This window comes from Pseudenemella bisphenolivorans, assembly GCF_051133435.1.
In the GTDB taxonomy this organism is placed as follows: Bacteria; Actinomycetota; Actinomycetes; order Propionibacteriales; family Propionibacteriaceae; genus JAAYAO01.
In genome coordinates, this window is sequence record NZ_JBPGNY010000004.1 from 127,223 (window position 1) to 139,587 (window position 12,365).

Genomic DNA, 12,365 nt, shown 5'->3' on the forward strand with positions numbered 1-12,365 from the left:
TCATCGACGGCTCCGCAGGCGGGGGTCGAGGGCGAGATAGCTCAGGTCGACCAGTGCGTTGATCACCAGCACCGCCAGCACCAGCAGCATCACGGTGCCCTGCACGATCATCAGGTCGCGTTGGGCGACCGCCGACAGCAGCACCGAACCCAGGCCGGGCAGGGTGAACACCGATTCGACCACGATCGCGCCGACGAACAAGGTGGCCAGTTGCAGGCCGAGCACGGTGACCACCGACAGCGAGGCGTTGCGCAGCCCGTGTCGGATCAGCGCGCCCCACTTCGTCCAGCCGATCGAGCGGGCGGTGCGGATCCAGTCCTCCCCCAGCACCTCGATGATCGCCGAACGCACGTAGCGCGACAGCACCGAACCCTGGACGATGGCCAGCGACAGCACCGGCAGCACCAGGTGCCGGGCCCACCGGCCCGGGTCGTTGCCGAAGCGGATGTAACCGTTGGCCGGCAACCAGCCGAGGTTCACCGAGAAGAGATAGACCAGCATCAACCCGGCCCAGAAGGCCGGGATCGCCAGGCCGATCTGCGACAGCGCCGACGCAACGGCACCCGAGGCGTGCCGGCGGCGGATGGCGGCGATCATGCCCATCGGGATGGCGAAAATGATGGCGAACAGCATGCCCCCGAGCACCAGGGACATGGTGACCCCGATCGCGGGGGAGATCCGGCTGATCACCGACTGGCCGGTCAGGTAGGAATGCCCGAAGTCGCCGACGAACATCCCGAAGAGCCAGTCGAAGTACTGCACCGGCAGGGGCCGGTCGAGGCCGTGGCGCTGACGCAGGGCTTCGACCGCGGCCGGGTCGGCGTTGTTGCCCAGGATCACCTGGGCGACGTCACCCGGCAGAGCGGCGGTGACCAGGAAGATGAGCATGGACGCGACGAGGACGCTGCCCACGAAGGCAGCGATCCTGGTCGCTATCCGCAAGGCCATCGGCGGCTCAGCGTGCCGTGACGTTGGTCAGGTCGAAGCTCAGCGAGGTCATGTTCTCGGGCAGACCGTTGATGCCCTCGCGGGCCACGATCAGGTTCGGCAGCAGGAACAACCAGTTGGCGGCCGCGTCCTCGTTCAGCATCTTGGCGCCCTCGCGCATCTTGGCGACGTAATCGTCGTGACTGCCGGCATCTGCCTCGGTCATCAACTTCTGGAACTCGGGGTTGTTGTAGCGCCAGTAGTACTTCGGGTCGGCGTACTTGACCATGTCGCGCGGTTCGACATGGGCAACGATGGTCATGTCGTAGTCGGCCTTGGTGAGCACCACGTCCAGCCAGCGGGCGGGGAACTCGAGCTCGTCGATGGTGGCGTTGATGCCGACCTCACGCAACTGGCTGGCCACGAACTGGCCGCCACTGGTGGCATAGGGCAGCACCGGCAGCCGCAGCCGCAGGGTCAACCCGTTGGCGTAGCCGGCTTCGGCGAGTAGCTTCTTGGCCTTCTCCGGGTCGTAGTCGTACTCCGACGACAGGTCCTCGTACCAGGGGTCGGTGGGCGATGCCATCGAGCCGATCAGGGTGCCGTGGCCGTTCCAGACGGTGTCGATCAGGGCCTGCCGGTCGATGGCGTGCATGATCGCCCGGCGCACCCGCACGTCGGCGAGGGCCTTGTTCTCGTGGTTCATCGCCAGCACGACCTCACCGCTGGTGGTGCCCTCGATGATCTGGAAGCGCGAGGTGTCGGAGAACTGGTCGATCGCCTGCGGCGCCTGCAGGTTGGAGATGATGTCCAGGTCGCCCGACAGCATCGCGTTGTTCATCGCGTTGGGGTCGGTGAAGTACCGGAAGGTGACCTCGCGGAAGGGCTGCGGGGTGGCCCAGTACTGCTCGTTGCGCTCCAGCACCACCGAGTCGCCCTGGTTCCACTGCTTGAGTTGGTAGGGGCCCGAACCGGCGGTGTCGGTGGCCAGATCGGTGTCGGATTCGGCGTCGAAGATCATCCCGCCGGTGGAGGTCATGTTGTAGAGCCAGGCGTTGCTGGGTCGCTTCAGCTTGATCACGGCGACGGACTTGTCGCTGTCGTCCACCGACTCGACAACCTCCATCTGGCCCTGCAGCACGTTGGTCACGGATCCACCGGCCTGGATGCGCTCGATGCTGTGCTTCACGTCCGATGAGGTCACGTCCTTGCCGGAGGCGAACTTCGCGGCCGGGTCGAGGTGGAAGGTGTAGGTGAGGTTGTCGGGGGAAACCTCCCAGCGCTGAGCCAGCAGTGGCTGCAGTTCGCCGTCGGAGCCCATCTTCACCAGCGTCTCGTACACGTTGTACAGCAGCACCTGTGGGATGGCGGCGGAATCGTTAGTGACCGCGTCCATCGTCGGCGGGTGGGCGACGGCTCCGATCACCAGGGTGTCCGACTTGCCTTCGCCGTTGCCGTTACCGGCGCCGTTTCCGGTGCATCCGGTGACAATCATCGCCACGGCGATCAGGCCGCCGATCAGGCTGATGAACTTGCTGCGCATTGTGCTCCTCGACATGTGCATTTCTTGGGTCAGGTGGTGAGGTCGGTGTACGACTGCCACCGTCCATGGCTTTCGGCGTGGATCATGGCGTTCAGGCAGGCCTCGGTGAAGGCCTCGGCCGCCTTGTCCAGCATCGCGTTGAAGGTGGTGATCCCGGCCGGGGTGTGCGGAAGGGGTGTGTCGGTACCCGAGGCCAGGCAGAAGATCGTGTCGCCGTCGGTCATCGAGTGCACCGGGGTGATCGCCCGGGCCAAGCCGTCGTGGGCCACCTGGGCGACCTTGTTGGCCTGCGCCTTGGTGAGGGTGGCATCGGTCAGGATCACCCCGATGGTGGTGTTGATCGAGGCCGCGTTGTTGCGGGCTTCCTGTAGCGCGGTGCGCTGGGCTGCCGAGGGTGCGGGCAGTCGATGTGCGCGGTCGGCCCAGAGCCGTCCGGTGTCGGGGTTTACGGCAGACCCGGCGGCGTTGACCACCGCTGCGGCGCCGATGGTGATCGGTTGATCGGCGTCGATGGTGAGTTCGGCGTAGCCGAAGCCACCGGCCACTCCCCCACACACTGCGCCGGTGCCTGCGCCGACGGTGCCCTGAGCCGGGTCCGCTCCGGACGCGTTGGCCAGGGCCAGTCGGCCGAACTCGGCGGTGGGTCGATTGCCGAACTCCCCGCCGCGGCCGAGGTCGAAGATCACTGCGGCCGGCACGATCGGCACGACCTCGTGGGGTTCGGTGCCGACCGGGAATCCGATGTGCTCCTCGGCCAGGGCCTGCATCACCCCGTCGGCGGCGGCCAGCCCGTAGGCCGAGCCCCCGGTGAGCACCAGGGCGTGCACCTGCTGAACCAGAGTGGTCGGATCCAGGGCGTCGGTTTCCCGGGTGCCGGGGCCTCCCCCGCGCACGTCCACTCCGGCGGTGGCACCGTCGCGAGCTGCAATCACGGTCGTTCCGGTCTGCCATCCGGGTGCGCGCACCTCATGATGGCCGATGTGGAAACCGGTGATCATGCGCCTCAGCCTAGGCGCTCGGATCGGTTCGTGGGCGACCAATCCACTCGGAACCGGCAACGACGTGGGCACCGTTTTATAACGGCCAGGTAACGGCCCGGGGTGGTTCCGGTCACTTACCGGCTGGTAAGCCTCGGTGATCGTCGCAGCCTGCTGCAACCTGCCCCTTCTCGGGCCGGCATCGATCTCACAGGCTTTGCTGTCCGAAATCGGGCGTTTTGCAGCAGCGGGCTGCTGGATGTAAACAGCGCTAGGGGGTGCCGGTCGGAGGGTCGGTTGCCCGGATGTGATCGAGCAGGTTCACTGCATCGGCGCCGGCAACCTGCGGCAACGTCGCCAACAGTCGCGGTTTGATCCAGCGAACCGTGGTCGAATCCAGGTCGGCGAGCCGGCCCGCAACCTCGCGGGCTTTGGCCAGGTGGGTGCCGGGCGGCACCACCCGATAGACCAGACCGAGCTGCTGGGCACGCTCGGCATCGACCCGCTCGCCGTAGAGCAGTTCGAAGAGACCCTTGAGCGGGATGCGTCCGGTCAGGTGCAGTACCGCACCGCCGGTTTGCCCCAGGCGCAGTTCGGGTAATTCGAACTGCGCTCCGGCATCGGCGACACACAGGTCGGCCATCTGGCTCAGCACCAGGCCGAGCCCGATACACCAGCCGTGTACGGCCGAGATCACCGGTTTGGTGACCGGAGTCGTGACGCCGGGCAGACAGTCCTGACTGGTGGGTGGGTTGCCCAGGTCGGCCCCGGAACTGAACGAGGGACCATCACCGGAGATGACCGCCACCCTGGCTTCGGAGTCTTCGAAGGCTTTCCAGGCGGTGCCCAGTGCTCGGCACATCTCGGCGTCGATGGCGTTGTGCTTGGCGGGATTCTCCAGCCTGAGGTGCATCACGCGGCCGTTGTCTTCGAACCAGGTCGCAATGCGATCATCTGACATCCGGGGCACCCCTCGCCGTTGAGTTGCTGGTCTGCGTCACGCTACTGCAGGCGCAATCGCAGAGGCCGTTCGACCGCGCCCAGGGGCGAATCCATCCCCCAGGTGACGCCGGAGTGACCGGTCGGTTAACCGCCAATTTGATTCGAGCTTGATGGGGGCGTAAAGTACATATCTGTTGTCGACGCGGGGTGGAGCAGCTAGGTAGCTCGCTGGGCTCATAACCCAGAGGTCACAGGTTCAAATCCTGTCCCCGCTACCAGTCTGGCCCGGGATTCACCACGAATCCCGGGCCAGAAGTCTTTTGAGACCTGCACAGCTCGCGTGCCATGCGGCCGCAGACCTACAAGGGACGCTGTGCGGTCAAGTGGTCCCACGCCGCCATTGCGAGATCGGTGGTGCGCGCCAGTTGATCCCGAGACCCACCATCTCGGGCATGGACGGACAAACCATGCAAGACGGTGACCACGAAGTTCGCGAGAGCTTCCGGGTCGGCATCGACATCGAGTTCGCCTGCGACGACAGCCTCTTCGAACCGGCTCCTCAGCTTCAGCCGGTCAGCTCTGCGCAGGTCCGCGAGTAGATCGCGGACCGCCGCGTTCTCCTCGGTGTAGGTGAACCCGGAGAGCACCACCAAACATCCACGCGGAGTGTCGTCCCGGGTGTAAAGCTCCACGTTCGCACGCAGAATCGCCTCGACCACTCCGCGAGCGGTTGCTTGTTCCGCCAAGGCGCGCTCGATCGGCGATCGTTGGGGGGCGCTGTAGTAGGCGACCGCCTCACGGAACAGCCCCTCCTTCGACCCGAACGCCGCGTACAGACTGGTCGGCCCGATCCCCATCGCGGCCGTGAGGTCGCTCAGGGCCGTGCCCTCGTAACCGTGCTCCCAGAACACCTCCATCGCCCGAACGAGCGCCCCGGTGCGGTCGAAGGCCCGTGGCCGGCCGCGGCCGCGACCATTACCCGAATAACCGGAGGAGCGTTCTCGTTGACTTTTGCTGTCCACCCTGCCCATACTAATAGTGTATCGATCGATACATAAAAAAAGGGGATTCACATGGGTGAACTCGATGGGAAAGTGGCGCTGGTGACCGGCGGCAGCAGAGGAATCGGGGCGGCCATCGCCGCAAAGTTGGCCGATCACGGTGCCGACGTCGCATTCACCTACCTACGCGCAACTGATGACGCGGAGCGGGTTACCGACCGAATCACGAGGGCTCGGCGGAAAGCGGTGGCAATCCAGAGCGACAGCGCTGACCCGCAGCAGGTGATCGACGCCGTTGACAAGACTGTCGAGACACTGGGCTCCATCGACATTCTGGTGAACAACGCCGGCGTATTTCATACCGGACCATTGCAGTCGGTGACCCAGCAGGAACTCCAAGCCGAGCTCGCCATCCATGTGGCGGCGGCCTTCATCGCCAGTCAGCACGCTTCCCGGGTGATGCCGGCGGGCGGTCGAATCATCAGCATCGGCAGTTGCTTCGCCGAGCGGGTGCCGTACGCGGGCCTCACCCTGTACGCGATGACCAAGTCCGCCTTGATCGGACTCACCAAAGGCCTGGCGAGGGATCTCGGCCCTCGCGGCATCACCGCAACCGTCCTACACCCCGGCTGCACCGACACCGATATGAATCCGGCCGACGGCCCTGACGCCGCCAACGAGCTTCCCTATATCGCCGTCGGGCACTACGCCGAACCCGATGACATCGCTGCAGCGGTCGCCCACCTCGCCGGCAAGGGCGGTCGCTACGTGACGGGAACCGCGATCTCCGTGGACGGCGGCTATGCAGCATGACCCGTCCGCACCACACGACACGGACGGAAGCCGCGACGTGACCAACATCGCCTGGGGAACACTGGTGATCGCCGGCTTACTCGAAGTGGTGTGGGTGACGGCCATGAAACGGTCGGAGGGATTCACCCGGCTGTGGCCGAGCCTGATCGCCATACCCACGGCCGTCATCAGCTTCGGACTCCTCGCGATCGCACTTCGCCACCTGCCGGCGGGCAACGGGTATGCAGTCTGGGTCGGCATTGGAGCGGTGGGAGTTGCCGCGGTGGGCATGACGGTGTTCAACGATGCCGTCACCCCGCTGAAGATCCTCTGCCTCGGTGCCATCATTGCCGGCGTGATCGGCCTGCGACTGCTCGAGAACTGATGGACACCCGCACACCTGTGACCCATTATTCCCTGCGCGGGGTGACGCGGACGTCAGTCACCCAGGGCCAAGATGGCTGTGGCGCTGGCAGTGGCCACCTCGGGCAACCACGGAGGCAGCGTGCCCCACAGGTATGGCCGGACCAAACCGTAAGGGCATTCAGCGGCAGCGATTCTGATCAAGGAGTGATGCCGCGCCTCAGGTTGGGGATAACGCATGACGGCCAGCTCGGCCATCCGCGCGTGGATCGCATCGTTGACCTTCGCAACCTCGTCGCGCAACGCCTCCGGCGCGGTTTCAAGCAGGCGGGACTGGCGATAAAGGGTCATCGCCACCGCATCATCCTGATGGTCGCGGGTGAACGTCACCACACACTCGGCCATCCCCAGCACTGCCTGCTCAGGGTCCACCCGGTCCGCTGCGGCCAAGTACTCGACGTGAAATCGGCGCACACTGCGCAGCCACAAGCGCACCAACAGTTCTTCCCGTGAGCCGAATCGATGGTAAATCGACCCGGTGGGGGCCCCGAGACGCCGGGCGATGTCCCCGATCCGCACCTCTCGCCCACCAGCCCGAACCTCCTGGGCAGCGGCGTCGAGGATTCCGTCAGTCGTGAATTTCGCAGTGGCCACAAATATCAGCATAAACCATTTGGAGAACACCCCTTCTAGAGCGTAGATTCTAGGATGCTCATTCTAATTGAACCTCCCGGCCCCTGAGCCGAGGAAAGAGGCTTCACCATGACCCTGACCACCACCGACGTCCTGCGAGTACGACCGGCGTCCAGATCCATCGTCATCATCGGCATTCTGGTTGCCGCCGGTTGCGCGGCCTTCGCCGCGATCAACATTTGGTTCGAGTTGACCAACAGGTTCGACTCGGGCCCTCACGCCGCCGACGCGGCCGCACTGTCGGTCGTGAATTGGTACGTCGTAGCCATCAAGCTCGTGGGTGTCATCGTCGCGACACTGGCCATTACCCCGACGACCAAGTTGGTCAGCCCCCGTGTGATCGGCATCCTCCTGTGGGCAGGCTTCGCCACCCTGGCCGTCTACGTCTCGGGGAGTATGATTCAAGCGGTCATCATCGTCGCGGGCATCCATCCCGGAACCGATCACCTTGACGCCGCAGCGATCGGGTACGTGCTCGGCTTCCTCCTGGCGAGCACAGGGTTTGGGGTGCTGGCAGTTTCCTTTGCGCGTCGGGCCCGACTGGGCCGGCGCGAGTTTCTGCTCGGGATGTGCGGGGCGCCGGTGATTCTCGGCAGCATCCTGCTCGCCCTACCAAGCATCCTTCGGGGCGCCGGCCTGCTCTCCGGCGCCTGATGCGGGACCTACTCACCATCACCGAGACATCAAGTCACCCGACCGCCGTCGGGACCAAGACCGCATTCCACAACCGTGAAGGACGGACGAACATGCCCAGCACACCGAAAGCCTGCACGAAAAACACAATCACTGCCCAAGAAGGGTTCCACCAATGAGCACCATCGATCAAACGTGGCCTCGAATCGTCGACCGCGATACCTGGAACGATGCCAGGGGCGTACTACTCCAGCAGGAAAAGGCACTCACCCGCATGAAGGACGCGATCAGCGCGGCACGGCGTCGCCTGCCCATGGTCGAAGTCCGCTCGGACTACGAGTTCGAAGGACCCGACGGCTCCATCACCTTGCTTGACCTCTTCGACGGACGTCCCCAACTCATCGTTCAGCACTTCATGTTCGGCCCAGACTGGAAGGAAGGTTGCGACGGTTGCTCGATGATGGCCGAACACATCGGCCCGCTGTCCCACCTGCATGCTCGGCGGACCTCGTTCGTACTCACCTCCCGCGCCCCCTGGGAGCGACTACACGCCTTCCGTGACCGGATGGGGTGGAGCCTGCCGTGGTATTCCACCGTCGGGACGGACTTCAACGTCGATTTCGGCGCCACCGTCGACGGAGAGGAACACCAAGCGATCAGCGTTTTCCTCCGCCGTGGAGATCGCGTCTTCCATACGTGGTCCACCCAAGCCCGCGGTGAAGAGCCCTTCATGCTCGTGTTCGACCTGCTCGACCTGACACCTTTCGGGCGTCAGGAGGATTGGGAGAACTCACCTCCGCATGTGCCCCAGGAACCGACGTATTCCTGGATGCGGCTCAGCGACACCTATGGCGATCCCCCGGCGGACACCCCCGGTGCACTGGATGCGAACTGAGCTCACCCCAACCACCGCAATCATGCCGAGCGCCAAGGCGCACTTCCGGACACGAACTGTAGGGCCTGGGCCGATTCACCTCGCCGAGCCGAACGCCCTCGCCAGGCTCGGCACCCGCCGCACGATCAACTGATCGACGGCCAGGATCAGCAGCAGCGACAGGCCGAATAGCGGTAGGAACAGGCCGAGTGCGGCCACAGCGCCGAGCAGGATCCAGTTGCCGAAGATCGGCAGTCGGGCGCGCGGGGCGGCCAGGCCGGTGGCCGCCCCGCGGCGCTTCCACCACATGATCGGCGCCGAGACGCACAGAAAGATCACAGCCAGACAGAACAACGTCGTACCGATGGTGTTGATCGTGCCGAAGCGTCGTCCCTCGTGCAGGGCGATGCCTTGGGACACGGTCTTCGCCACCATCGAGTAGTCCTGATAGCCGTAGGTACCAACGACGTTGCCGCTGTATTGGTCGACGTGTACGGCCAGCTCTCGGGAGACATCGGCTTCGGCGGGGTTGCCGTTGTTCGACCACTGCCAGCCGAAGACGCTGTAGACGCCCTTCTCATCCACGGGGTAGGTGATCGAGTACGGCCCCGGCGCCCCGGTTCCCGACGCCACCAAGACAGCTCGGTCGACCGAGATCGGCTCGCCGCTGCCGTGGCTGTGCGCCGTGTCCCCGTTGGAGACCGCCCATCCGGCCGGCCCGGACTTGCCGTCGGTTTTCTCGATCAGCTCTCCGAGCTTCGATTCACCTCCGGGATCCTCACCCCACAGCGACATGCCGTTGCCTGCGGCGATCTGTTGGGCCTGACTCCCCCACAACCCGGTCCACGGCAGCCCGGAGACCACCAGCAGAAGCAGTCCGATGCCCACCGGGAGGCCGACCACTGCATGCGCCCCACGCAGCGTGGCGCCCCGCATCCCCCGGCTCGTCGCGTTCTTCCGGGGTCGGCGGCCGAGGAAAAAGATGACGAATCCGGTGATGGTCATCACGATCGCCCAGGAGGCGCCGAGTTCGATGATCCGGTCGCCGGCATCACCGATCAACAACGTGCCGTGAATGCGTTCGGCCCAGTCCGAAATCAGGCCCTCGGGGGCCAGGTCGCCGGTCACCACCCCTCGGTAGGGATCGACGTAGACATTGCGACTGTCTTCGCCCGCAGACGTCACGAACACCGTGGCGCGCTCGCCGGTATGGTCGACCAGCGACAAGATGTTGCGTTCGGGGAAAGCTTCGCGCACGACCTCTTCCTGCTGGGACAGTGGCAGTCGTTCGGCGCCTTCGGGGGCTGCCACGGTGAGCACCCCCGGATGCGTCCAGGCATCCACCTGGGCCCGGTACATGTAGGTCAGGCCGGTGACGGCCAGCACGAGCAGTACCGGGATCACCAACACCGAACCGTAGAAATGCCAACGCCAGAAGGCCGCGAACCAGTTCACGCGTTTGCGATCGGACGGAGCGCTCGCGTCACGCCGCTCGGCGTCCGGGCTCATGGTCTGGGTGGCGGTCACGCGAGGCTCCTCGGAGGCTTGGCTTTTCTACCTGATGTAGAGTTAGAGTATTGCCATGATTGCGTTCCCCGTCAACGTGGCCCTCACGGCGATTTTCGTCTTCACCGGCCTGTACTGCCTGTACCACTTCATTGCCGCCCAACGCAGCAAATCGGCGGGGTCCCCCGCACTGACCGACGGGCAGGTCGTCGACATCAACCACCTGATCATGAGCGCCGCGATGATCTTCATGACCTGGGTGATGTTCGGCGATGTGCTGTTGTGGGGCCAGGTGGCGCTGTTCGCGGTGCTGCTGCTGTCGCTGATCCCGAACTGGTTGCGGGCACGCGGCCTCACCGAGCGCCTCGATGTGGCCGGCCACATGCTGCTCGACCTCGCGATGATCTGGATGCTGGCCGCGATGCCGCTGCTGATGGCGGGGATGGACCACGGCGCGCACGGGGACCACGGCGATCATGCCGATCACAGCGACCACAGCGACCACGGGGGTCACGGTGGCCACGAGATGGACATGGCGGCCGACACCCCGGCCTGGGCCGATGCGGTCAATGTCGGTTTCGTCGCGATCTGCGGACTGGTGGCGGCGTGGTGGCTGCTGCGAGCGGTGCGCGAACCGCGGCATCGACTGCATTCGGTCTGCCACCTGCTGATGTCGGTGGGTATGGGCGTCATGCTGGTGGCGATGAACGCCTGACCGGCAGGGATTTCCACTGTGCACCCAGCTCCGGGTGCATTACTCTACTGCGGGTAGAACATCGGCCACCCCGTCCTTCGGCGGGACGGCGCCACCGGATCGGATCCGAACAGGGAGGTTGTTGATGGCGGGTCGACGCACTCGTGCTCCGGGCGAACTGGAGACCGCGATCATGCACGTCCTGTGGTCACAGGGACGCCCGATGACCTCACTGGAGATCCAGGATCTGGTCACCGGCAAGCGCCCCGCCCAGACCACCCTGCTCACCGCCCTGGACCGCCTGGGTCAGAAGGGGATGGTGCGTCGGGTCGGCGATGCGGTGCGCCGGGTCCAGTTCGAACCGACCATCACCGAGGCCGAGCACGCCAGCCAGGCCATGCTCGAAGCCCTGCCCGAAGACGCGAGCCGGGGTGCGGCCCTGCTGAAGTTCGCCGGGGACCTCGACCCCGAGGACCTGGACATCTTGCGTGAGGCCATCTCGCAGCGAGGATCGTCGAACCGTTCGAAGAAGCGCCGATGACACCGATCGTCGCCTGCCTGATCTACGCGGCGACCGTGACGGTTGCAGCACCCCAGATCCTCACCCGTGGCCGGTGGCAGGTGTGGCAGCCGAGGCTTGCTCTGGCCTGCTGGCACGCTGCCCTGGCCAGTGTTGCCGGGGCGTTGCTCTTCGCCGCGATCTACGGCATGGCGCTGGCCCACAGCCTCGGGCTGGACGGCCGCGGCGGCAAGGCCCTGGTGTTCAGCTTCGGCGCCTGGGCGGGGGCCTTCGTGCTCGCGGCCTGCTGCGCCCTGCTGTCGGGACGCTCCGAGCCCGTGGTGCGTCACGAACAGGGAGTGAAGGATCACCTGCGGTATGCCGCCCGCACCTGTCGCCATTCGGTCGAGAACCGCTCCGGGACCACCATTCGTTATGTCGATGCCGACAGTCCGGTGGCGTACTCCTTCCACGCCCCCGAGGCCACCGTGGTGATCAGCCGCACGCTGCAGGATCACCTCACCGAGCCCGAGCTGGACGCGGTGATCGCCCACGAATGCGCCCACCTCGAGGAGCGCCATCACCTGGTGCTCCGCCTGGCGAATGTCTACACCGCCTGCCTGCCCCGGTTCGCGCCGGTGCGGCGGCTGAAGAAGTCGACGAAGTTCTTGGTGGAGCTGATCGCCGATGATGTTGCTGCGGCCAAATGCGGTTCGCACGCCACCGCCTCGGCCCTGTCGGTGATGGCGCAACTCGCCGCCCGACCGGACATGGCATTGCGGGCCGAACGCTTGCACAGCAGAGCAATCGGCGGTCAGCACTCCCGGGCATCGACCGGCACGGCCGGCCGTCCACTCGTCGGGCTGGCCAGGTCGGGCTCGACCACACGCCGTCACCGCTGACCACGCCCCTCGGTGCAGC

Annotated in this window: 14 protein-coding genes and 1 tRNA gene; 8 read left to right on the plus strand and 7 right to left on the minus strand. The window is 65.5% G+C overall.

The window, feature by feature from the left end; all coding sequences use genetic code 11:
• The 4 genes from ACR4XW_RS10710 to ACR4XW_RS10725 form a co-directional block, all read right to left on the minus strand.
• Entirely contained in the window at positions 1-948 is a 948-nt protein-coding gene (locus tag ACR4XW_RS10710) for an ABC transporter permease (RefSeq protein ID WP_434760548.1), read from the minus strand.
• A 7-nt stretch (positions 949-955) separates the two neighbouring features.
• Positions 956-2,485, minus strand: a complete 1,530-nt coding sequence (locus ACR4XW_RS10715; RefSeq protein ID WP_434760549.1) for an ABC transporter substrate-binding protein — start codon at positions 2,483-2,485, stop codon at positions 956-958.
• A gap of 14 nt (positions 2,486-2,499) precedes the next feature.
• A complete protein-coding gene (locus ACR4XW_RS10720; protein WP_434760550.1) occupies positions 2,500-3,468 on the minus strand; it encodes a P1 family peptidase in 969 nt (322 codons plus the stop codon).
• Between the two features lie 250 nt (positions 3,469-3,718).
• Positions 3,719-4,408 (minus strand): enoyl-CoA hydratase/isomerase family protein, encoded by a 690-nt coding sequence (locus tag ACR4XW_RS10725; protein ID WP_434760551.1) that lies wholly within the window; start codon positions 4,406-4,408, stop codon positions 3,719-3,721.
• A gap of 182 nt (positions 4,409-4,590) precedes the next feature.
• Here ACR4XW_RS10725 and ACR4XW_RS10730 point away from each other — a divergent pair.
• A tRNA-Met gene (locus ACR4XW_RS10730) sits at positions 4,591-4,667 on the plus strand.
• 81 nt (positions 4,668-4,748) lie between these two features.
• Here ACR4XW_RS10730 and ACR4XW_RS10735 read toward each other — a convergent pair.
• Entirely contained in the window at positions 4,749-5,420 is a 672-nt protein-coding gene (locus ACR4XW_RS10735) for a TetR/AcrR family transcriptional regulator (RefSeq protein ID WP_434760552.1), read from the minus strand.
• Between the two features lie 42 nt (positions 5,421-5,462).
• Between ACR4XW_RS10735 and ACR4XW_RS10740 the strand changes: the two genes are divergently transcribed.
• Positions 5,463-6,203, plus strand: a complete 741-nt coding sequence (locus ACR4XW_RS10740; RefSeq protein WP_434760553.1) for an SDR family NAD(P)-dependent oxidoreductase — start codon at positions 5,463-5,465, stop codon at positions 6,201-6,203.
• A 37-nt stretch (positions 6,204-6,240) separates the two neighbouring features.
• Entirely contained in the window at positions 6,241-6,567 is a 327-nt protein-coding gene (locus ACR4XW_RS10745) for a DMT family transporter (protein WP_434760554.1), read from the plus strand.
• A gap of 53 nt (positions 6,568-6,620) precedes the next feature.
• On the opposite strand, the gene ACR4XW_RS10750 is transcribed toward ACR4XW_RS10745, so the two are convergent.
• Complete coding sequence (locus ACR4XW_RS10750; protein WP_434760555.1) at positions 6,621-7,199, minus strand: TetR/AcrR family transcriptional regulator; 579 nt, start codon at positions 7,197-7,199, stop codon at positions 6,621-6,623.
• A gap of 108 nt (positions 7,200-7,307) precedes the next feature.
• Between ACR4XW_RS10750 and ACR4XW_RS10755 the strand changes: the two genes are divergently transcribed.
• Both ACR4XW_RS10755 and ACR4XW_RS10760 read left to right on the plus strand, forming a co-directional pair.
• On the plus strand, positions 7,308-7,892 hold the full coding sequence (locus ACR4XW_RS10755; protein WP_434760556.1) for a hypothetical protein: 585 nt from the start codon (positions 7,308-7,310) through the stop codon (positions 7,890-7,892).
• Positions 7,893-8,046: 154 nt separating this feature from the next.
• The gene (locus tag ACR4XW_RS10760; RefSeq protein ID WP_434760557.1) at positions 8,047-8,766 is read left to right on the plus strand and encodes a DUF899 domain-containing protein; all 720 of its coding nucleotides are present in this window, start codon (positions 8,047-8,049) and stop codon (positions 8,764-8,766) included.
• Positions 8,767-8,841: 75 nt separating this feature from the next.
• Here ACR4XW_RS10760 and ACR4XW_RS10765 read toward each other — a convergent pair whose 3' ends face one another.
• Positions 8,842-10,272 carry a PepSY-associated TM helix domain-containing protein gene (locus tag ACR4XW_RS10765; protein ID WP_434760558.1) on the minus strand — a complete coding sequence of 477 codons (1,431 nt, stop codon included), beginning with the start codon at positions 10,270-10,272 and terminating at the stop codon, positions 8,842-8,844.
• 55 nt (positions 10,273-10,327) lie between these two features.
• On the opposite strand from ACR4XW_RS10765, the gene ACR4XW_RS10770 reads away from it, so the two are divergent.
• From ACR4XW_RS10770 to ACR4XW_RS10780, 3 genes are all read left to right on the plus strand, one after another.
• Positions 10,328-10,966: a DUF5134 domain-containing protein gene (locus tag ACR4XW_RS10770; RefSeq protein ID WP_434760559.1), complete on the plus strand. Its 639-nt coding sequence runs from the start codon at positions 10,328-10,330 to the stop codon at positions 10,964-10,966.
• Positions 10,967-11,090: 124 nt separating this feature from the next.
• On the plus strand, positions 11,091-11,486 hold the full coding sequence (locus tag ACR4XW_RS10775) for a BlaI/MecI/CopY family transcriptional regulator (protein WP_434760560.1): 396 nt from the start codon (positions 11,091-11,093) through the stop codon (positions 11,484-11,486).
• Positions 11,483-12,346: a M56 family metallopeptidase gene (locus ACR4XW_RS10780; RefSeq protein ID WP_434760561.1), complete on the plus strand. Its 864-nt coding sequence runs from the start codon at positions 11,483-11,485 to the stop codon at positions 12,344-12,346. The genes ACR4XW_RS10775 and ACR4XW_RS10780 overlap by 4 nt, the downstream gene beginning before the upstream one ends.
• Positions 12,347-12,365: the final 19 nt, after the last annotated feature.